This window comes from Aurantiacibacter flavus, from assembly GCF_039710615.1.
In the GTDB taxonomy this organism is placed as follows: Bacteria; Pseudomonadota; Alphaproteobacteria; order Sphingomonadales; family Sphingomonadaceae; genus Alteraurantiacibacter; species Alteraurantiacibacter flavus.
In genome coordinates this window covers 45,262-66,712 of the sequence record NZ_JBDLBR010000005.1, presented here as the reverse complement: position 1 = coordinate 66,712, position 21,451 = coordinate 45,262, and the positions used below count along the sequence as shown (strand labels likewise).

General features: G+C 60.6%; 15 protein-coding genes and 3 pseudogenes. 2 read left to right on the top strand and 16 right to left on the bottom strand.

The features are described from left to right. The first annotated feature begins 13 nt into the window (after nucleotides 1–13). Nucleotides 14–889: a LysR family transcriptional regulator gene (locus tag ABDJ38_RS13985; RefSeq protein WP_346785743.1), complete on the top strand. Its 876-nt coding sequence runs from the start codon at nucleotides 14–16 to the stop codon at nucleotides 887–889. 254 nt (nucleotides 890–1,143) lie between these two features. Here the strand turns inward: ABDJ38_RS13985 and ABDJ38_RS13980 are convergent, their stop codons facing one another. The 5 genes from ABDJ38_RS13980 to ABDJ38_RS13960 form a co-directional block, all read right to left on the bottom strand. Next, nucleotides 1,144–4,020 (bottom strand): TonB-dependent receptor domain-containing protein, encoded by a 2,877-nt coding sequence (locus ABDJ38_RS13980; RefSeq protein WP_346785742.1) that lies wholly within the window; start codon nucleotides 4,018–4,020, stop codon nucleotides 1,144–1,146. Between the two features lie 476 nt (nucleotides 4,021–4,496). Next, on the bottom strand, nucleotides 4,497–4,871 hold the full coding sequence (locus tag ABDJ38_RS13975; protein WP_346785741.1) for a nuclear transport factor 2 family protein: 375 nt from the start codon (nucleotides 4,869–4,871) through the stop codon (nucleotides 4,497–4,499). Between the two features lie 58 nt (nucleotides 4,872–4,929). Further along, complete coding sequence (locus ABDJ38_RS13970) at nucleotides 4,930–5,409, bottom strand: DUF3237 domain-containing protein (protein ID WP_346785740.1); 480 nt, start codon at nucleotides 5,407–5,409, stop codon at nucleotides 4,930–4,932. Beyond that, nucleotides 5,406–7,070, bottom strand: a complete 1,665-nt coding sequence (locus ABDJ38_RS13965; protein WP_346785739.1) for a CocE/NonD family hydrolase — start codon at nucleotides 7,068–7,070, stop codon at nucleotides 5,406–5,408. Before ABDJ38_RS13965 ends, ABDJ38_RS13970 begins: the two co-directional genes overlap by 4 nt. Next, nucleotides 7,067–7,549 carry a DUF3237 family protein gene (locus ABDJ38_RS13960; RefSeq protein ID WP_346785738.1) on the bottom strand — a complete coding sequence of 161 codons (483 nt, stop codon included), beginning with the start codon at nucleotides 7,547–7,549 and terminating at the stop codon, nucleotides 7,067–7,069. Before ABDJ38_RS13960 ends, ABDJ38_RS13965 begins: the two co-directional genes overlap by 4 nt. A 289-nt stretch (nucleotides 7,550–7,838) precedes the next feature. Here ABDJ38_RS13960 and ABDJ38_RS13955 point away from each other — a divergent pair, with 289 nt between their 5' ends. Next, nucleotides 7,839–8,243 carry a MarR family winged helix-turn-helix transcriptional regulator gene (locus tag ABDJ38_RS13955; protein ID WP_346785737.1) on the top strand — a complete coding sequence of 135 codons (405 nt, stop codon included), beginning with the start codon at nucleotides 7,839–7,841 and terminating at the stop codon, nucleotides 8,241–8,243. 27 nt (nucleotides 8,244–8,270) lie between these two features. Here the strand turns inward: ABDJ38_RS13955 and ABDJ38_RS13950 are convergent, their stop codons facing one another. The 11 genes and pseudogenes from ABDJ38_RS13950 to ABDJ38_RS16990 form a co-directional block, all read right to left on the bottom strand. Beyond that, nucleotides 8,271–8,819: a hypothetical protein gene (locus ABDJ38_RS13950; RefSeq protein ID WP_346785736.1), complete on the bottom strand. Its 549-nt coding sequence runs from the start codon at nucleotides 8,817–8,819 to the stop codon at nucleotides 8,271–8,273. Further along, nucleotides 8,786–9,262: a hypothetical protein gene (locus tag ABDJ38_RS13945; protein ID WP_346785735.1), complete on the bottom strand. Its 477-nt coding sequence runs from the start codon at nucleotides 9,260–9,262 to the stop codon at nucleotides 8,786–8,788. Before ABDJ38_RS13945 ends, ABDJ38_RS13950 begins: the two co-directional genes overlap by 34 nt. Then, on the bottom strand, nucleotides 9,259–9,699 hold the full coding sequence (locus ABDJ38_RS13940; RefSeq protein ID WP_346785734.1) for a CocE/NonD family hydrolase C-terminal non-catalytic domain-containing protein: 441 nt from the start codon (nucleotides 9,697–9,699) through the stop codon (nucleotides 9,259–9,261). Before ABDJ38_RS13940 ends, ABDJ38_RS13945 begins: the two co-directional genes overlap by 4 nt. 177 nt (nucleotides 9,700–9,876) lie before the next feature. Then, nucleotides 9,877–10,296: a hypothetical protein gene (locus ABDJ38_RS13935; RefSeq protein ID WP_346785733.1), complete on the bottom strand. Its 420-nt coding sequence runs from the start codon at nucleotides 10,294–10,296 to the stop codon at nucleotides 9,877–9,879. Nucleotides 10,297–10,412: 116 nt separating this feature from the next. Next, nucleotides 10,413–10,583 (bottom strand): annotated as a pseudogene (locus ABDJ38_RS17035) (IS5/IS1182 family transposase); the annotation flags it as partial. A gap of 69 nt (nucleotides 10,584–10,652) precedes the next feature. Further along, nucleotides 10,653–12,734 (bottom strand): type II secretion system protein GspD, encoded by a 2,082-nt coding sequence (locus ABDJ38_RS13930; RefSeq protein ID WP_346785732.1) that lies wholly within the window; start codon nucleotides 12,732–12,734, stop codon nucleotides 10,653–10,655. After that, nucleotides 12,731–15,154, bottom strand: coding sequence for a hypothetical protein (locus ABDJ38_RS13925; RefSeq protein WP_346785731.1), 2,424 nt, complete (start codon nucleotides 15,152–15,154; stop codon nucleotides 12,731–12,733). The genes ABDJ38_RS13930 and ABDJ38_RS13925 overlap by 4 nt, the downstream gene beginning before the upstream one ends. Before the next feature lie 140 nt (nucleotides 15,155–15,294). Next, nucleotides 15,295–17,694, bottom strand: coding sequence for a glycosyl hydrolase family 18 protein (locus tag ABDJ38_RS13920; RefSeq protein ID WP_346785730.1), 2,400 nt, complete (start codon nucleotides 17,692–17,694; stop codon nucleotides 15,295–15,297). Between the two features lie 637 nt (nucleotides 17,695–18,331). Beyond that, a pseudogene (locus ABDJ38_RS13915) lies at nucleotides 18,332–18,892 on the bottom strand (transposase); the annotation flags it as partial. A 1,077-nt stretch (nucleotides 18,893–19,969) separates the two neighbouring features. Continuing rightward, complete coding sequence (locus ABDJ38_RS13910) at nucleotides 19,970–20,893, bottom strand: ABC transporter substrate-binding protein (RefSeq protein WP_346785729.1); 924 nt, start codon at nucleotides 20,891–20,893, stop codon at nucleotides 19,970–19,972. Nucleotides 20,894–21,308: 415 nt separating this feature from the next. Beyond that, nucleotides 21,309–21,389: pseudogene (locus ABDJ38_RS16990) on the bottom strand (IS6 family transposase); the annotation flags it as partial. Nucleotides 21,390–21,451 lie beyond the last annotated feature (62 nt).

Genomic DNA, 21,451 nt, shown 5'->3' with positions numbered 1-21,451 from the left:
TAATGGCTGGAGCATGACCACCACACGGCAGCTCGATATATTCGTCAAGGTGGCTGAACTCGGGAGTGTGCGACTCGCCGCCGATCACCTCGACGTCAGCCAGCCGACCGTGAGCAAACATCTCAAGTCGCTTGAACGGCACGTGGGCGGGCAACTGTTCGAGCGGCGCCCCGGACGCAAGGTAGCGCTGTCGCCGCTCGGTCAGCGATTGCTGTCCGACGCGCGCGAGAGCCTCGCCGCGCATGAGCGTATGGACAACTCGGTAACCCCGCCCGCCGTCGACGAGGCCCCAATCCTCTTCATCCGCAACTTCATGAGCGGCAGGGTCCGGGACAACTACGCGGGCTTGCTGAAGGCGGGCCTCCCGGACAGCACCGAGTTCATGTTGGTTGACGACCGCGAGGATATCGTGGCCCGGGTCGTGCAGACGCCAGGGAGCATGGGCGTGCTGCGCAGCGGCACCCTTCCCCGCACCGAAGGCATCCGGCTGGCAGTTCTGAAAACCGAGCCCCTGTCGCTCTATGCCGCCCCACAGCTGGCCGAAGCACTGGCACAGGGCACACTCGCCGCAGAGGAGGTGAGCTACCTGCACCTGGCGCGCACCGGCGAGGCCGAAAGTTGGGGCACAAGGCTGCTGGAACGGGCCGCGCTCGGCAAGGCCCGGCGCGTGCTCGCCCCGCAGTTCATCGAACTCGCGCTCGACAAGGTGCTAAACGGTGACGGGATCAGCGTCTTCTTCGACTGGCACGTGCGTGCCGCCGAAGAGGACGGCCGCCTCGTGCGGCTGACGGACGACAGCCAGCTTGCCTACCTCATCCTTGTAGCCCATCCTTCAGTGAGCCTGAGCAGTTACGACGCGACAGTCCAGGCCTTCGCCCGCCACGGGTGAGCCGGGCCGCAAGCAGCGTCTGGCGCTGGCTCCGTCATCTGGCGTCCTCCAGCCTGCTACATACCAGGCATCGCGAACATAGATCACGGCTGTTGCCCGCTCCATTACTCCAAGCCAGCGGCTCGATGGTCACTTCAGCCCCGGCCACCAACAAATGGGTCGCCGGTATCGAGACGGCTCACCGCCTAAGCTGCAGGCAATATGGGGCCGGGGCCAAACGCCCCCGGCCCCATAGACCTCAATAGCATTCTGCCTCAGTATTCGAACCGCACCCCCATCCGATACATGCGACCGACCACATCGTAGAGGATGGGGTTGGTAACACCGTAGCTGGAGGGGATGTTATTGGGCGGATCGCGATCGAACAGATTATCGATCCGGGCAAACAGCTCAAGCTCGGGCCGATCGGTCATCGGCCGATAGGCAAAGCGCATATCGACATACAGATATTCATCGATCGAGTTGTCGCTGATGCTGCCGGACAGCGTCGGATCGTACCCCACCTGGTCGGGGCCAATCTGGGTGGTATTGTACAAGCCGCTCGAGATGTACTCGGCCTCAAGGCCGACTTCCCATTTGGGAGTCTCGTATTCCGCGATGAAGCGCCCGGTGAAATCGGGCAGGCCCGATTCCTGCGACACGGGCGAACCGTTTTGCCCCGCACGGTTTACCTCGCCGGCCTGATCGACGGTGATGAGGTCGAATACATAGGTGCCCAGCGCGCGGAAACTCAGGTCGCCAGTGCCGACCGGAAGCGAATAGCCGGCCTCGATATCGATGCCTCGGGTATTCAACTCGTTGAGGTTCAGCAGCGTATTGTTGATCGCTAAAAGCGCTCCGCCGCCGTCCCGTGAGATCAGTTCGCACAGGTTTGTCGCTCCTTCACTGCAGCGCCTGAGGATGGTCTCCCCACCCAGCGTCGAGATCACGTCGGACAGCTTGATGTCGAAATAGTCTACCGCGAGATTGAACCGATCGAACGGCGACAGCACAACGCCTGCGGTAAGCGTATCGGCGCTTTCGGGCTTGAGCCCGGGATTGCCGCTCAACCGCACCGAGACGAGCGAGCTTCCCGCCTGCTCGTTCTCCGGATCGACAAGGAACTGGAAGCTCGCCACGCTCGGGTTGTTAAGCTCGAAGAAGTTGGGCGCGCGGATATCGCGCGACCGCGTGAGGCGGAAGCGAACACCTTCCAGCGGCTCCCACGTACCGCCAATCTTCCAGGTCCACTCGGTCCCGCTGGTCGAATAATCGGTCACACGGACCGCCCCGTTCAATTCGAGCAATTCTGCCCCGGCGACGCCCGACAGCAGCGGAGCGGCCAGTTCGATATAGCCCTCCTTGACCTTGACCGCCGGGCCGGAGATAGCGGCGCCCGGGCTGGTGTAGAAATTGTTGGCAACCGAATCCGGGTCGGCAGTGCCGTCGGCATCCTCCACCCGGTATTCCGCGCCGACCGCAAAGCCCAGGGGGCCGCCCGGCAGCTCGAACAGGTCGCCGCTGATGTTGGCGGCCAGCACCTGGCGGCTCAACTTGGTGTCCTGCATCACCGTGCCATAGGCATAGTCGCGCGCGGCGGGATCAAAGTTGTTCTCGCCGAACAGGTTCAGCGGCAGACACCCCGCCGCCGCCGGGTTGCCGAGCGCAACCTGCCGACAAATAATGTTGCCGTTGGCCGCCCCCCCGTTGAACTCGCCTTCATCCACGGCATCCACTGCCCAGAAGAACTCGCGGTTCTTGCGGGTGTTGTAACCGCGCTGCGAATAGTCGGTCTGGCCATACTGATAGTACATGTCCCAGGTAAAGCCGCCGCCGAATTCGCCTTCGGCACCCGCCGCGATGCGATAGGCCTCGCGTTCGACAGTGCCCCTGGAATGACCGAGATCGTTGCCGATCCTGCCGAAGCGCACCGAATCCACCCCGGCAGTGTCGAGCTGCTGGCGCAGATTTTCGGGAAGGAAGGCATTGTCTGCCGCAATCCCGATATCGGTCGGGCTAAGCCCAAGGTTGCGCGATTGCGCACCGGTCGTCTCCCCCTCGATCTTGGCATATGTCGCCTCGACGAACGGCTTGATGGCGTCCGATACTTCGTAACTGGCGCGCGCCAGCACATTGTACCGCTGCACCGCCGAAACGAGCGGAAATTCCGCATAGAACGCATGGGTGGGGTCTATGCTGCCGCCCGACTGGAAGATCGGCGCGCCGTAATAGGTTCCATAATCGTGCGGTACGAGCGTGCCATCGGGCAGTATCTCGTTGCCGGCAAAGGGTCCGGTATTGAACAGGCCGTTGTAGCTGGCAGTGGAAGGCCGCACATTCGGCAGGATGTTCTGCCGTGGCAGGCCGTTGACCTGCGGGATCGGGTTGGCGACCGGGCCATAGCCTTCAGCGCACCATTCGCGCGTATAGCAGTCCCCCAATCCGTCGCTATCGGCAAATTCGCCACCGATGATGAAGTGCCCGCGACCGCCGTCGAAATCGGTGCCGAACGCGCCGGACAGGAAATATTGCTCGTTATCGCCCCGGTCGCTGATGCCGTACTGCGCCGAGGCGCGCAGACCGACAAGGTCGTTGTCGAGAATGAGGTTAACCACGCCTGCGACAGCGTCCGAACCATAGGCAGCTGACGCGCCGCCGGTCACCACCTCGCTGCGCGCGATGAGCGCGGTGGGGATCATGTTCAGGTCGACCGTGAAACCCGGCGAATTGCCCGAACCGGCAACGGTGCCCGGAACGTAGCGTCGGCCGTTCACCAGCACGAGCGTGCGCTGCGCGCCGAGGCCGCGCAGGTCGGCGAGGTTCGCGCCGGCATTGCCGATAAAGATGGCGGTGGTCGCCGGAGTGGCCTGCGGACGAAAGCTAGGCAGATCGTTCAGCGCATCGGCAACGTTGATCGCGGCCTGATCCTGAATCGTATCGGCGGAAACAACGGTCACTGGTGTGGCGGTCTTGAACGTGTCGCGGGCAATGCGCGAGCCGGTAACGACAATCGCGTTTTCCGAAGGGATGTTCGTTCCCTCTGCGGCAGCCTGCTGCGCTGCCACCGCTGTCGGCAGGGTTGCGCTGGCAATAGCGAGGCCGCTGGCCATGGCCAGGACATTGCGACGACGAATCCGATAAGACCTTTTCATGTTATCCTCCCTTGTTGATTAATCTACAATCTCAGGCATTCTGTCCCGAGATGCAAATCTTTCTCGCGTCGTCCCGGCGCATGAGCGCTTCGTATTAGCGACGCTTCCAGGTTTATTGCCGGAGGGGATCAGTCCAGGGACTCGCGAAACTGGAGCTTCCTACGGTCGCAATTGCCTCGTGCAGTTGCCCGTCGTGCCCTAGCCGCCTTATCAATTGCACCTGCGTGGGGAGGGTTCACCGCCTGCCGCGCGAGCAGGAAAACGAGGTACCCCTTCCTGCCGGCATGAACCAACCGGCTTCCCCCTTGCTTGAGAGCCGCATGCGAGGCAGCCTCCGCCAATAGCGTGCGGGATGCACTGCTTGTGGCGGCGTGCATCTTCTTCATCGCCGGCTTCTTCCACTATTTCGCTTCACGCAGCCCGCTGCCAAGACAGCTTCGAAGCACCCGCCAAGGCAGGGGCCTGAAGATCCACGACTACTTGAATCGGGCAGACTTGATGGAGACGAACCTGTCGCCCTGCGTGCGATAGAGAATGATGCTCTCGATTTCGCGCACATCGCCAGCCTTGGTCGGCCACAGCTCGAAGTCAGGCCAATCCTTGATCGTGGTGAAGACGGTGCGGTTATGCATGCAGAAACCTTCGGGAGCGACCAGCAGGTCGAGGATCGTCAGTTCCTCGCGGATATGATCCTTCACTCCGCGGTAGAAATCGACGATACCCTGCCGCCCCACGATATGCTTGCGGCCACCCAGAGTGAAGTCGACATCGTCGGCGTAGAATTTCGAGAACCCCTCGAAATCGTTGGCATTAAACGCGGCGATGTAGCTCTCGAAGTCTTCGCGGGTCATGGTGACCTCCCCCCTTATTTTCTGCGCCTCCGGATGATGCCGACCGGCCCGGTTCGGCCTATTTGACGACGTAGTAACGGAACAGGGAATGGTCGGGATCGGCACGGCGCTCACCGCCGCCGACGATGCAGGTTCGCGTCAGCCAGTCGTGCGGGCCTTCGGGGCAGCGGAAGTATGGCGTGAGGCGGAAATAGGCTGGCTGGGCCAACCCTTGCTCGTTGCGCTCCTCGCGCCCCTCTTCCGCCTTGTTCAGGTAGCCCAGATTGTTGATGTAGATGAGCGTGCCATCGCTGGCCTTGAGCAGATAGTGCGCGCGCAGTTCGATGGTCCCATCGGCGCGCACCGTAGCATAGTCCGCGCCCGAGTGCGGGACGACTTCTCCCTGCAGCATCGGGCCGGAGATCTCCCCGCCGATCGGCGGCGTGTAGCCCTGATGGGTGGACGTGCCAGGCAACGGACCGAAAATGGTCCGGTCCGCGCCAAAGAAAACCGTGATGTCGAACGCATGTTCGAGCTCAACGTCAACAAAGCTCTTCACGTGGCACCTCTTTCGAGCGGTATCTTCGGCACCTGCAGATAGGAGCGCTCGCAATGCAGCACATGGGTGCCGGCATTGCGCAGGCTTTCGTGCCGCGCGAAGGGAAGGTTCGGCAGGCCCTCGTCGTAGATGTCGCGGCCCTGCACGATCAGACGCAGGCTTTCGCCAGCCTCGAACAGCGTGGACGACGGCCAGATCTCGATCTCGACCAGCGCCTTCTCGCCCTCCGAAAGCAGCTCCTCGCGGTCATGCAGATGGAACGGCTGGAATTCGCTTGAACGTTCGGGATCGAGCGCCCGGTGGCTGGCGCGCAGCCAGCCCAGCGCGACCGGCCCATCCTCGAAGAAGGCGTAGAAGCCGAAACCGACCTTGTCGCCCTCGCGGTCGATCTTTTCGAGCGCCACGAACAGGTCCATGTCGCTCGCCCCGCGCGCCTCGACCTCCAGCACAAGCTTGGCATAGCCGGTCAGCTCGGTGCGTTCGGTGAAGACATGGTCGAACACGGCCCGGCCAGCGGTCGCGTCATATTCGACCGTGCCGCTTCCCTCAGGGCCCTGCACCATCGTTCCATCATCGCGCAGAGCAAGGCGGACATAGTCGGTTTGCGGCAGCGGCCAGTCGCTTGCCGTTCGCTCCTGCGCCTTGCCATAGCGCTCTCGCACTTCGAGCCGGACCTTCGGCCAGGCGGGAACGACAGTGCCCGGCTGCTTGAGGAAATGATCGAAAAACGCGAGACGCCGTTTGCGGCTCTCGGCCAGATAATAGTGCGCCCACTTCTTCTGCCCGTGCGCTTCGAGCCATTTGTCCGTGCTGGCCATGCGGCGGAAAGCTTCGAAGGTGCCGCGCGTATGCAGCCCCTGATCGGCCCAGCTGGCCACCACGTAGGAAGGCTGGGTGATCTCTTCGAGCGCCAGCTCCTTCGATTGCCAGAACGGATTGTAAAGCGGATGCGCCTGGATATTGGCCCAGGTGTTCTCGGTCCGGTTGAGGCTGTACTGGATGTTATCCGACGCGCGCGGCGCGAAGCCGGTTTCGGGAATGCCCCCGTGGAAGGCGAATTCGCGATACCAGTCGGCGAACCCTTCCCAGGGATTGAGCGCCTTCAATGCCGGCGGCTTCAGCGGCGCAACCAGATACTGGATGCAGGCGAGGTAGGACACGCCGGTCATGCCGACCATGCCACTCGCCCAGTCGCGCGCGGCAAGGAATTCGATCACTTCGGCGCAGTCCTGCGCCTCAGTCATCCCGTTGTGATGGAAATCGCCGCCCGACAGCCAGGCCCCGCGCGGATCGACGATGGCGACCGCATAGCCAGCCGGGCACCAAAATACAGGGTCCGGGCCCTCAAACGGTGTCTCTGGTGAAAGCCATTCGGGGTTCACCCCCGAGGCCGGCCAGAAGACCTGGTTCGACTTCGCGTGCTTGCCATAGGGGCTCCACGACAGCAGCACTGGCAGGTCGGCGGCACCCTCGGGTCGATAGATATCGGCGTAGATCTCAACCCCGTCGCGCAGCACAATTGGTACGTTCTGTTCGAACAACAGACCGGCGCGCATCTCCTGCCGGTACCCGGCGGGCGGAAGCGGCGGCTTGTGCGGCGCGCTGGCGGGATCGACGCCAGGCCGCATAATCGGCCGGAATTCAGGGGCCAGCTCAGTCATCGGACGACAAAGTAGTGAATGCGGTTGGCGCCGGGCACCTTTTCGGCAACGCCCACGAACACATGTCGGGTCAGCCATTCGTGCGGCCCTTCGGGCGCATCGAAGCGGGGTGTGACCCGCATATAGTAGTCATCCGGAGAGACGTCTTCGTTACGAGACATCTTTTCGGCGATATCCGGCGTCTTGGCCCAGCGATAGCCAACATTCTGGAGATAGATCACCGCGCCGTCATCGGCTTCCAGAAGATAGCGCGCATCGAAATCGATCACCCCATTGGGCCGCACCAGCGGGAAGTCTCCGCCCGACATCGGGATGACCTTGCCCTTGAGCAGCGGGCCATCGACCCAACCCTCGGCAGCGTAGATGGCGGCGCGTGTTTCCCCGCGAGAACTCGGTTTGATCCACTGGATCCCAGCAAGTTCGATGCCGATGGAAAAGGCGTGTTCGAAGTTGGGCGCGAAAGGGTGCGGTTCGCTCATGCTGCGTCAGCCTCGACAAGCCTTGTCGGCGCGAAAATTCCGGTTCCCGTCATCCCAATCCTCACGTCCCACGCTCGCCTTTTCGGCAAACTATTCCTGATGTTGATTAGTCAATGATATGCCACATGACAAGCTGTCAGTTCCGGCTTAATTGGGGTAGAGGTATACGGTGAGGGAAAAAATGGGAAATGAGAACCCGGTGAGGAATGAAGCAAGAGGCCCGTTGGCCGAAACATGGGGCGTTTTCGGGCCAAGTCACGTTCCCTATCGCATTCTTCTTGTGAGCAAAATGATTGATCGCCTGACAACGCGGCAGGTCAGAAAACTGGCTGACCTTACGCTGGCCGAATGGCGTGTCGTCGCGCACCTTGCAGCTATCGGAAACACCAGCTCTGCAAGGATTTCAAAGGCTGCGCTGGTCGACCGAGCGGAGATCAGCCGCGCGGTCCGTTCTCTTGCCGAAAAGGGCTTGATTGCCCGCCAGTCGAATCCCGCCGATCAACGCGTGGCCCTGCTCGAACTGACCGAAAAAGGGCGCGAGCTGTTCGAAACGACCCAGAGAGAACGCATCAGCTTCTTCGCCGATCTGACCGACCAGTTCAGCCCGGACGAGCTGCAGCAGCTCGACGATTACCTGTTCAGGATCGCAAAAGTTGCCGACCAGATGCTGGAGGACAGCGCTGCGGCCTCCTGATGCTTACGCGAGTTGACGACGCAGCCGTTATTCGAATCTCTTTGACCTGATCGCCCAGCCGTAGTCCGCGCAAAGCGGGCACTTGCTCTCCAGAATGACGCTTTTGGCCTCTTCGTCTCCGCGCAATTGCCAGTCCAGCCAGTGCACTGCGAAGGTCGCCCAAAGCCCGCCGTTCTCCAGTGCGCAAGTTCCACCGTGTCCCACCGGAAGGCTTCCGAGCACCACGGGTACATGCTCGATGCGGGAAAAATCGTCGTTACCATTGGCACAGGCGATATCCGACGGTCCGCCCAGCACATAGGCAACGGGACTGTGCAGCTTGAGCAGGTCGTCCTTGCCAATCTGCACTCCGCTCAGGCCTGAGTTGGGGCGGATATAAACCCCGCTACCCAGCGCCATGACCGTTCCGATGCGTTGATCGGCTCCGGCAGCCAGGGCCTGCAGGCCGCCGCAGCTGTGGCCCAATGCAGCGATGCGGCGATCGGCGATCGGCGATCGGCGATCGGCGATCCTGTCATGAAGCGGGTCTTCCGGGTCAGCGTTCATTGCCAGCGCGAGATCGATTCCGGCCAGCATCCCGGCAACGCTGGTCTCGTCTGCGGGACGCTCGGAGATCGGCGGCGGAGGCCCCTCAGAAGCCGTGGCGGCGGTGGCAGTTCGGCCAGCACCGGGCGTTCCTCGCCGGGCTTGCCGTTGGCGATCACGAGATAACCGTGGCTCGCTATCTCGCGCAGGAAGTGGCTGGCACTCATGCCGTTATCGCTGCACCCGCCGTTGCCCCATAGCACTATGGGCAATGGCGCGTCGGGCAGTTCCAGCGGCCGATAGACGGTATAGTCCGGCGCGCCCGCAACCTGCCGGGCAATCGCTGGCCAGTTTGCGCTTCCCTCCACGGCACCGATTTGCCCCGGCACCGCAACAGCCGATGGCTGCACGACCTCCCCCTGCGGAACACAAGCGCCCGTCATCGCGAAGCAGGCCGCGGCGAGGGCGAAGCGAAAGCCGGCACGCCGGGTCATTCGCCCTGCCCCGTCGTTCCTGCCAGCGGCAGATCGATGCGCAATCCGGCGGCCCAGCCATAATGCACCGAAATGCGCGGAGCGGGATCCTTCACGAGATCCGCCAGGTTACGCTGGCGCGGGTCGGCGCCGGTGACCAGGAAGCGCAGACGGTGGCCCGGCATCACACGATGCGACAGCGGCATCATGGCGATGGAAAGCATCGTCGCCTCCCCCTCGGGCAGCGGTGCGACATCACCTTCCGGCCCCGAATGCCAGGGCATGCCAAGCGTATCCCATGGTGCTTGCGAAACCTTGCGATGCGAGAGCTTGAGCCGCCCGAACGAGAGGCCTGCGACCGCTCCGTCAGCCGCCAAGTCCTCCAGATAGACGAACACGTCGGCATCGGGTCGGTCGGCGCTTTCAGCAATGTTGGCTACCGGATGCGCGCCGAGCACATTGCCCCCATCCGCGCCGAGATAGTAGCTTAGCGTCTCGCTTGCTGCGCCAGGCAGCTGGTCGCTGGTGACATAGCTGCTCTCGCCGTCGCCTTCATGCCGATAGTAGGTACCACGCGGCGCTTGGCCGAAGCCATTGTCGATGCCCTTCAGATGATAGTCGAAATAGCGGGTTATCTAGCCGGTAAAGTCGAAACCGCGCGGCGGCACGCAATGGCTGCCGGGGCCGACCAGCAAGCGGCTACCGAGGTTCTGGGCGGCAACGATGATGTCGCTGGTCGGCTCGTCCTTCCAGTTGCTCCACATGTAGGTGGCGATCCCCGCCTCGCGGATGGTCTGGGCATATTTCCAGATCGCCACCTCGTCCCAGAAGGCATTGCCGGTCAACTCGCTCACACTGTCGCGATAAGGCATCCCATACCAGAGACCCGCCATCGGCGTATTTTCGACGTGCATTGCAACGGCCTCGCGCAGCCGTGCGCCATCGGGATCAGCATCGACCGGGACGCTGGCCAGATCGACCGACAGCTCCTCGTCGGGGCGGGTGTTGAACTGCGCGATGATGCCGCCGCCGAGATCGAACCCGAAGAAGCGCATCCACGAAAGCGGGTTCCTGATCCTGAATGCTCTCCTGAGCTTGCCGAAGGATTCATGCGCGCATCGGCGAGGTTGTGCTGCGCCTGAACCACCAGCACCTTGAACATCGCCACCGGATCGAACGGCGGTCTGCCACCCTTCGCGCCAGCGCTGTATCCCAGACCCTTGACCAGCAAGGGGCGGAAACGAACGAAGTCTACCGCGTCCGCCAGCACCTCCAGCGGATCGCCATCCCGGCTCAGCCGCTCCAAATGCTCCGCAAGCGAAAACAGGCTCGATGGCTGCATCAAAATGCTCCTCTCCGCCCCTGAATCACATCAACACCGCAAATGCGAGGGGTTACTGCGGGTGTCCAGCTAGCCTCGCCGTCCGGCGCGCGCCCCCTCGATATTTCCACCCTCTGAGGCGCTTCCCGGGTTTGCGCCCGCTGGCTCCGCCCGCGAAGCGGGAGCGGCCCGCCCTGTCGGAGCACCCGCGCCCGACGCAGGCACGTAGGGAGTATTCCCGCCACCACCATCGATGCCGATCCAATTGCGCGAAGAATAACTTTCGCCTGCAACAATCTCAGGGGTGATAAACATCATCAGCTCACTGCGCGATTGGTCGAAACCCGTTGAGCCGCCCAGAACGGAGGTGATGCGCGAACGGGCCAGCCCTGGCAGACCGTCATTCTCATTTGTTCCCTTGAACGACGAGATGCCGCCGATTAGAGCTGTTTCGCCGTCTCTCAGAACCAGCGAGGTCTGCACCTCGCGGTTCGACAACTGGGGGGCGCTTGAGCCGCTCGGACTGGTAACCATCTTGACCAGATTGGAAGTCGTAAGCTTGAGGTCGAGGTGGAGCTTTTCATCCTGCGCGAGCCGACTGGTTGCCTCGATCATGATCCCGGCATTTACGTAAGTGACCTGTTCGGACACAAACCCCGACGAAGTGGCTGTGGCCGTGATCACAGGCAGCCGACCGCCCACATCGATACGGCCCTTGATCCCCGATCGCAGTCTCAAGGTGGGCCGCTCAAGAATATTCAACTTGTACTTCTTCTCGCGCGCAGCTGCGGAGAAGGAGCCATCTGTGACAACTGCACGAACAACATCTTCGACAGACTGGTTAAGCAGGTTTGCCATGCTTACTGAACCACTTGTGTTATTATTCACAATGATTCCGCTATTGCCCAGAACATCAGGCGTGGACCCGTTAACAGGGCTGAATATGTATTGCCGATACGTCGGGTCAGCGAGATTGAAATCAATTCTTTGAGGAATACGTGCACCAATCTCCTGGATAAGGCTTTCCTCTATTTCGACAACTTCGACATTGAGCTGAACTTCGGAAGGTGGTGTATCGACCGTTGAAATATATTCAATCGCGCGCAAATACTCGCCAATCGATCCTCGAAACCAGATTGTGGAGCTGTCCTCGTCGACGCCTGCAAGGTTCTGCGAAAAGCCCACCGCACGCAGGCCAGTGATGATAGTCGCCGTCGGCCTGTATTCCGCTCTCAGTGTGAACACACGTTGCCCATTGTCCAAACTGGCGGGGATGTCAGGTCCAGCAAAGATGAACAGCCCGAAGGGCCCCATAACAGTGTTTAACGGCGCCCTCTCAGAGATGACCTTCAGAAGATCGAGTGCGCTCATGTCGCCATCAAGCGTTATCGGGGGATGCTGACGAATAACGCCGAAAGCGGACTCATGAACAGCCACCGGGATACGCAAGTCCATCCTCAACTGATCGAGGACAGAAGTCACACTCACGCTCCGCAGAGCCCCATCCGTTGACGGCCTACCTCCTGTCGCGAACGCATCAGATACAGCATTCTCCGATGCCCCCGCCATCAATTCATTGAGCGGCTTATTCAGAACATCGTAGTAATCACGATATGGTGTGAGATTATCGTCGGTAAAATCGTCCAGGGCGGACGAAGCAGGGAAGCGAAAGCCGCGCGCATAAAGCATGCGACGATCGAACATCCGGTTGATGACGCGTGCCGACCGGGAGGTCGGAGCAAGACCATCGAGCACGTATTGGGTCTGTTGGGCAGTGTCGATCTGCGCGGCGACTTTCAAAAGCCCGATATGCTGCGGCGCAATGCGAAGCCCCTCGCGCACGAACGGAACCGCCTCCTCCTGCTTCCCCTCGGCGAGAAGCGAGTTGACCTTCAGATAGAGCAATCGTGCCGAAGCCGACTTAAGGTAGTGATAATCGACGTAGTCGTCGAAATCTCCCGACCTCTCGGCTTTATCCTTGGCCTTCTCGACCAATTCGGCAAGAGCTTCATTACTGGTGTCCATCGAGACTTCGGTGGCTTCTTTAAGCTTCGCGTCTCGTTCGTTTAACATGTCGAGTGGTGTCATACAGGCAGACAAGGTGCCAAGGCTGCTGAACGCCATGATCAGCGCTAATGGTCGCATAGTTCTTTCCCGTTTTGAGAGGATCATTCCACCAGCTCCCACGGCCCATCGGGTGCGCCGGGTATGTCACCCTGGCTCCACCACTTGTTCCGCCACTGCATCCCGTCGTAGATTACGATCGTGCCGGGCTGATCGTAGACCATCGCAGAATTCCAGTTCTGAGGGCCGGCATCGGGCGAGACGATCGCGCGCCACGCATCCGAGGTGCCTGGTTCATTGTTCTGGGTCCACCACTTGCTTTCCCACAATAAACCATTGTGTTGCACGGTTATGCCCGCCCGGTCGTAAATTACGGATTGATGCCATATTAGCGGTTCTTCCGTTTCCGAGCTGACGAGCTTCCAGGCTGCCGATGCGCCGGGGACATCGCCACGGCTATCTTCCAGGTTGCTCCAGATGCGGCTTTGATGGCGAACCTGCGCATTCAACATCACGTAATGGGTCAGCGCGTTCCAGGTCAGCGGATCGGTTGTCGTCGCAGAAATTAGAGCCCAAGCCGCGCCGGTGCCAGGTTCTTCGCCCTGTGTGACACTTTCTGCGCGCCAACGCCGACTTTCGTAATCAACTTCGCTCCCCGTCGGGTAGCCTCGCGACATTACCCATGTCGAGCCCTGCTCCCCACCACCCGAAACAGCCTCCCAGGCACCTGTAGATCCGCCCGGAATGTCCTTCCCGTCTGCCCACCATTTGTTCTTCCACAGGACGCCTTCATAAAGGACGATGGTTCCGGCCGCGTCGTACACCATTTGCGGATGCCAGTTCAGCGGTTCATCCACCAGCGAACGGACCAGGCGCCACGCAGCCGACTCGCCGGGCACTTCACCTCGCGTCCAATACTTATTGGCCCAAATCCTGCCTTGATATTTTACTTCTGTTCCAACGTTGTCATACGCATAGCCAGCCTGCCAGGCGGCGAGCCAGGAGGACTGTCCGTCTTCGGACTCAACCCACTGCCACGCTTCTGTGGTTCCGGGCTTGTCACCAGTGGTCCACCATCGGTTGGCCCAGACCTGTCCTGAATGGCGAACCTTGGTTCCGGCCTGATCGTAGATCTTCGTGGCATCCCAATCCGGAATTCCGGAAACACCACCGTCGCCGTTTCCGCTGCCCGAACCGGGCTCTTCCGAGCCACCCGAACCGGGCTCTTCCGAACCACCCGAACCGGGCTCTTCCGAACCGCCCGAGCCGGGCTCTTCCGAACCACCCGAACCGGGCTCTTCCGAACCGCCCGAGCCGGGCTCTTCCGAACCGCCCGAACCAGGCTCTTCCGGGCCTTCCCCGCCAGGCTCTCCGCCGTCAGTCCCGGACCCTGGCACCTCCTCGGTGATCTGCTTCCACACAGCCGAAGTGCCCGGCTCCTCGCCTTGCGTCCACGCGCTGTTGGCCCACACCTTTCCGGCGTAGGAAACGTAGGTCCCGATAATGCTGTAAATGGTCTCGCTGTCCCAGGCCGCCACTACATTGGGATCGCTGGCGCCATATTCTTTCCAGACAGCAGCATATCCAGGTTCTTCACCTTGCGTCCAGGCCGTGCTCTGCCACATACGGCCGTTGTGCGACACGATCGTTCCGGGCAGGTCGTATATGCTCGTCGAAACCCACTGAGCGACCGCGCCAGCCCGATCCGCTTCGGGCTGGACCCAGACAGCCGCCCGTCCAGGCTCTTCGCCTTGTGTCCAGGCGGTGTTGCGCCACGTGCGCCCCAAATGTCGAATAATGACACCGATATCGCTGTAAACCTTGAGGTTGTCCCAATCTTCGACGCCCGCACTGTCGCGGCCTTTGACGGTCCAGACAGCCGCCCGTCCAGGCTCTTCGCCCTGTGTCCAACCCGAGTTTTCCCAGGTGAGACCGTTATGCTTCACCCTCAGGCCAGGCTCGCCATAAACGGTCGTGCTGCTCCATTCGGGCATCGCATCGGAAGCGTCTATATCGAGCGCCACCCAGACCGGTGTCTCGCCGGGAGCTTCGCCTTGAGTCCAGGCAGTATTGCGCCAGCGCCTCCCTTGATACGACACAACCTGCCCGCTGGTGGCATAGGCACGGGTCCTATCCCAAGCATCGCGTGCCACAGGCTCGGCAGGTGTGGAGGGTGTGGCGGAAATTGTCGTTCCGGCACCACTCAGGACGGTGCTCACAGGAACGTCAGACGCTGCGGAGATCCCGCCTTCGGCACGGTCTGACGGTGTCGTGTAGCCCAAGCCGGGGGTGTAGGTGTCGGTCGGATAATCGCCGATATCGTCCCAGTATAACGGATTGTCGGCAGGTGCCTTGTCCTGCGAAGGCTTGATCGCACGATAGCGACGTCCTTCGTAAATCACGACAGAACCGTAGCGATAATAGAACTGCTTGCTCCAGCCAGGAATGACGGACTGCGCCACGGCAGGCCCCGTCAGGCCAGCTGCAACAACAATCGCCAGCATATTGATTTGAACTGGTCGGATCATATCGCCCCCTGTACCCGCAGTCCGCAACCGGGCGTGACATGGCCTGAACGTGGGTTCAGCCCTTCAAACTCAGCGGCAACCAGGCATCAGCCCCAAAGAGAGTGCGGGCAGGCATCCCCTGCCTGCCCACACCCCTCACATTACTGCACGGCTTCCCAGGCAGCGGCCACACCGGGCTCTTCGCCCTGCGTCCACCACTTGTTGGTCCACTGCTTGCCATTGTGCGTTACTACGGTGCCAGCGCTGGCGTAGGCGCGGCCAGACTGCCACGCCTGCGGTCCAGTCGCCGCAGCCGAGGACGAAGCAACTTCTTCCCAGACGGGCGAGTTCCCGGGCTCTTCACCCTGCGTCCACCACTTGTTGGTCCACTGCTTGCCATTGTGCGTCACAACAGTGTTCGCTGCGGAATAGGCAGTGGCTGCCGACCAGGCCGCGACCGAACCCGTCGCGGCACCGCCGGTGGCTTGCGGCGTCGCGCTCTGGGCGGCACCGGCATCCTGCACGACATTCGCACTGCCGGACACTTTCTCCCAAACCTGGGCAGAACCGGGCTCTTCACCCTGCGTCCACCACTTGTTCCTCCAGGTTGCCCCGTTGTGCGACACATTGGTGCCGGTCGTGGCATAGACAGCGCTGCTGCTCCAGACTTCAACCCCATTGGTCGAGGCACCAGCAGCCGACGGAGGCTGCGTGGCCGGGGTCGTCGCAAGGCCGGTGTCACCAGTCGAAGTTGCCGGTGGTGTGGTCGGAGCCGTTGCCGGGGTCGACGTTTCGACCGGCTGCGTGGCGGTTTCCGGAGCGGTTTGAGTCGGCGTGGTCGGCTGCGAAACGACAGCATTGCTAACGGCGTTACTGGTATCCGCGGCAGCCGCACTTCCGGCGGAGCCGGTCAGCACCGTGTAGTCCGAGGCGCTGCCCAGCTTGGTCCAGTTCGCCTGCTCCCAGGCTTCACCCACGCCGGGGCAGTTCGAGACCCAACCCTTGGCTTCGTAAACCGCGCCGTCCTTGGAAAAGACCATGCCCGGCTTGATCGTGATGCCTGAGGCCATGTCACATGCCGGAGCGTAGATGTAAGGCTTGTCCTTGGGCTGCACCGCAGTGACGTTATGGCCGTATGCCTGGTGAACGGCTTCGAGCAGCATGCCGTTGTCGTCATCGACCGTCCATGCGAACACGCCGCGCATGTTATACTTCTTGGCCAGCTCGACACTGTCTTCGATCCCCTTCGGAGGGGTAAAGCTGATGACCTGTCCCGAGGATTGGTTCCATAGCAGGCCCGCGCCATATTCAGGGTAGTAATAGGCCGACCAACCGTTGATCCCTTTACCATCTGGCCCGATATAGTTCGGATAGAGGTCAAAGTACGAAAAGCTGCCATCTTCGATCGTGCCGCCTGGGCCAGCGCCGTTCGAGGGCGCTCCGACCAGAGAAGCCGGATCGGACGCAACCACATCGCCATGCGAGCGGCCATAAAAGGCCAGCCCCATTGCTACCTTGGAGAAGTCCGTGATGCCATGGGTATCGCGCAAAAGCTTCAGCACGTACTCCACGCCCAGCGGGGAATCGCCGTCATTGATCGCGGCATTGAAGCCAACCTTGCTATCCCACGCTCCGGCAAAGTCGTAGCTCATGAGGCCGAGACGATCAACGTAAGGCATCATGTCAGCGATGTTGGCGCTCAGGCCGAAGTTCGCCAGCTTGTCAGGGCCAACGCCGATCGCCGTGGTGAGTTCGTAGTCGTGCCCGTTCTGCGCACCCAGAGCATCAAGCGCAGTGCGCATCTCCTTGACCAGCGCGACATAGTTCGCCCCGTCAACCGAGGCATCGCCCACGCCGGCATCGGCACCCAGGCCGCCGGGGAACTCCCAGTCGATGTCGACACCGTCAACGAAGCCCATAACCGGATCGGAAAGCCAGGCGACCACCGAATCGATGAACTTCTTGCGGCTCTCGGCCGACTTCGTCATTTCGAAGAACGGACGCGAGTAGCTCCAGCCACCAAGAGACCAGACGACCTTCAGGTCAGGATTCCGGTTCTTCCAGTCAATCATTCCCTGGATTTCGCCCTCATAGGCGCTGCCATCGGAATTGGTATATTTGCGATCCCAATAGGCCCAGTTATCGTCGACGAACGACACCTCGCCGTTCGACAGAGACGTCGAGCCGCCGCGATTGAGTAGCGAGTTGGAGAGATAGTAGGCGCCGTTGCTGTTGGCCTTGCCCAGATCCTGGCAACTCGATTTCAAGCCGCCGCCGTTATTATAGGCGGCCGGGTTGTCACCGCAGATGCCACCGAAGGCGACATAGACATGCGTCAGACGCTCAACAGGGACCTGATGCGGAGAATAGTCGCGGCCGCCGTAGACACCCCAACTTGCATAATACGCGCCGACTTCGCGGCCTTCCGGAACGTCATAGTGACGGTTCTTGTAATATGTCGTACGCGCCTTGTTGTTGGCCACGCCATCAGCAACAGGCGATTCAGGAGCCATCGTCCCCACACCTTCCTCAACCACCGTCTGCGCCGAAGCTGCGGACATGAGAGAGGAACTGGCCATCATGAATGACAGCAGTCCAACTGCGACCCTGAAGCCCTTCCCGGTTTTATTAGTCATAACATTGCACCCCATTCAAATGAACTTTCACAGAAGCAATATGGAAAATCACAAATCCGCCACTGAACCAGCATTGCAAATTCACTGATTTGCATACCCCTGCGCTATTTAAGGTTGATGTAGGTCAAATATTCAACCAACCCTTTCCGCCTAATACTTAAATATATACTCGGGATTTTATAACGAGCATCACGTCAAGAGGGTGGATATTATATATATCATAAACTTAAGCATAGTCGGGCTCAGTACATAATATATTTATTTAAAAATATTAACCATATTATTAGATGAACAACCGCAACAACCATGGCTTCACTGTTGTGATGGGCGGATTGACCATCGGACGCGCGGATTGCCAGCGTCATTTGGTTGAGTTCCGGCCATTTCCACGCATGATGATGGCCTCCGGACACACTTATCCCGTAGCAGTTGGACACCTGGAAGAACCCGGCAATTTCGGCGTGACGGAGACGCGATGGCGCCGAAGGGCAAGAATCCTTTTTTGGATGCTCTGATCTTCTGATGTCCGTGGCCGAGCAACCACAACAGGCCGTTTTTCGCGTCATGCGGGCGCAGCACGCCCTTCGAGCCAGGCCAGGCGCTGGAAGTTATAGGCCAGGTTCGCCATTCCGATCTTGATGCGCGCGCGAGCCATGCCGATGGTGCGCACCACGAGGCCCAGGCGGTGCTTCTGTCCTGCGAAGACGTGCTCGACGGCAGAGCGGATCGCTGACCGCTTTGGATTGGCTCTGGCGATGCGCTCGGGCATCGCACGCCGGTGCGGCTTTCGCTGGCGGAGGTGGCTGGTGAACATGCCCTTGGCGAGAAAGGCTTCGTTCTTCTTCGATCGGTAGGCGGTATCGGCCCAGACGCCCGAGGCCGTGTTGTCCGGACTGATCAGCACCGGCAGCCTTGCGCCATCGTGCGCATTCGCCGTGCTGGCATCCCAGGTCCGGATCAACCCGTGCGCCCGGTCGATGCCGATATGGTTCTTGTAGCCGAACATGGGGATGGCGAGATCGACCGGCTTGAACGCCTTGGGATCGGCGCCCTCCTTCACCTTGGCCTTGGTTTACTTGACGCTCCAGCGCGCATCGCGGTCCTTCTGGCGCGCCTTGCTAGGCTTGCCGGACCAGATCTACTTTGCCGACCTGCCCGCCTTGACTGCTGCCTTCGTCGGCGACTTTTTCAAGGAGTGTTCGGGCTCCATCTTCGTTCCTTCGTCACTGCGACGAAGCCCGAACACTCCATAAATCACAACCTCGAATCTGTGCCAGTGGTGCTGACGGCGAGCAGCCCGCCCTTCTCCTCCTCGCTCGCCTTCGGGGGGAGGTCTTGCCTAGGCTGAGGACTCCTTGATCAGAGCCAGAAGAGCCATCCAATTCCATGTATTTTCTCAATTTAATCCAGCCACTTACTGAATTCGGCCTCGGTAAAGAGTCCGCAAAAGGCCCGCGAATTCCTTTTAATGTACTGGTTTGATGTCTTTTTCGGACTCGGAATTGGTTTTCGATACTCTGACAAATTGGCGAATTCAGTCTGCTTTGCACTCTATATCAGTCATAGCGGATCGCCCGACGATCGCGCTTGAAAGCGGACATGCTTGCCGATAGGTCTCAAAGGCTGGGTCTGGGACGATCCCGTCGTTCCCGCACGGCGGGAGGTCATCGCCAAAAACTGACGCTCAGCGAACGATCCGCTGGACAAGAATTGCGGCCGCAACTGGGCCGGGTTGGATGGCGGCTCTTGGTAAGTTCGGTTGCTGAACCGGACATTCAAGCGGGAATTAGCCGGAGGCAGCTGGCGCCCCGGATTACGCCCATCCCATGCAGCGTCGCGAATGTCGGCTTATGACATGACCGGGCTTTCTGCGAGTCTCGCCGTCACGATCGCTGCTGCGAAAATTGCGGTCACCGGAGGCCTGCTAGACGTCAACGACTGGGCGTCTAGAATCGACCACCCGCTCTACACTCTATCGGCGCTCACTAGAGCATCAACAAGCAGCCGTCGAGGTGCTGTCAGTCTAATCGCAACTTGCCTCCGCTTGACGGAGCTGACCCTTCCCCGGCCAGTTTCAGGCCATGAGGTTCTGCCACTCGGCCAGTGCGGCCGAGCGGTTCGCTGCTGTCCCTGATCGACACCGCGATGATCATGGCCCGACCGCAAGACTGAGCGAGGTGTCCCCGCCTGTTTCACTCCATCACAGGTCTGCGAGATAACTCTTGTCGAAAGCTTGCAGTGCCTGATCGCGATGCGTCGCATCGGCAAGACCCGTCTGCACCATCAGGTCAACCGTAGTAGCCAGCGCTGTTGGCGTGATTTCCAGGCCCTCTGGCCACATGCCGAGATCGCGCATGTAAGCAAAGCCGCGACCCGCAAGGTCCGGATCGTCCTTGGTGGTGATCGACTGAAACACAGGCACGCAGAAATCCTCGTTCGCCGGATCATTAGCGAAGTCATAGGCTTCAGCCAGCGCCCGCAGGAAACGCAGCACGGTGTCGCGATTGGCCGCCAGCCAGCCTTCGCAACCGAACACTGCGGTGAAGACGATCTCCGGGATCGCGTCATGCACGCGGGCGATGAGGTTGTAGCCATTGTCCTCAGCCAGGAAGCTCCAGGGCGCGGGTTGCGGCGCACAGTCAATCTCGCCCTTGCGCAGCGCCTCCCAGCGTTCGGTGTGGATGCCGGACATCGCAAACTCGTAATCGCCGGGATAGTGCAGGCCATGCTGGGCAAGCACGATCTGCGTGTAGATCGCCGTGCCTTCGCGCAGAGACGAAGTGCCAATGGTCTTGCCCTTGAGGTCTTCGATTGTCATGATTTCGGGCCTTGTGACCAAGGCCATGGGCAAGCGAACGGCCTGCGCCGCGACCAGCCGCAGCGGGCCGCCGGCAAGGTAATCGGCAATCGCTCCTTCGGGCGGACCAATCGTCAGGTCAGCATCCCCCGCGCGCACCGCATCAGTTGCCAGTTCGAGGCTGCCCATTCGGCGGAGATCGATTGTCAGGCCGTGCTTTTCAAACAGGCCCAGCTTTTCTGCCACGAACACGGGCAACCAGTTGAACCCCTGCGCACCGCCAGCAAGGCGGATTTCCCTCAGCTCGGTATCGGCATCCTTGATCATTGCTCTTCTCCATCAGCTTCTCCCAAGACCATCTGAACTTGGCCCGGGGCGATGAAATTCATATACTTATCGGTATCCCAAACCATTGATGCGCATCAAAACCGGTTATTTCTGCAGACAAAAAGAAAACCGGGAGAAGTCTGGGCGCCCCCTCCCGGCTTCCCTTGCTGCGCTGGAAATCAGGCCTTCTTGCGATACTTTTCGCGTGCGTGCTGGTCGATCGGGGCGGGATGGACCGTTGCCCGGATCTTGAACTGCACGTGGTCTTCCGCCTGCACCTTGGAAGACGGGTTGGGCTCACCTCGGGCGACGAGTCGAAATATCGGAATGGGCTAGCTGGCTTCTTCGGACGCGGCATCACCCCGCCTTACCCTTAACTCCTTGCCAGCAGGTGCATTTTGCTCTGACAACACCCGTGGCAGAAGTCATAGCCGCGCTCGAACAGGAGGTTCTCCACATTCCGAAGAGACAGCGGATATCGGACGTACAGCATCACTAGGCCGTGTTGACAAAAAGGATTCCCAACCCCGCCTCGTTGTGATTCAAGACTGCTTTTTG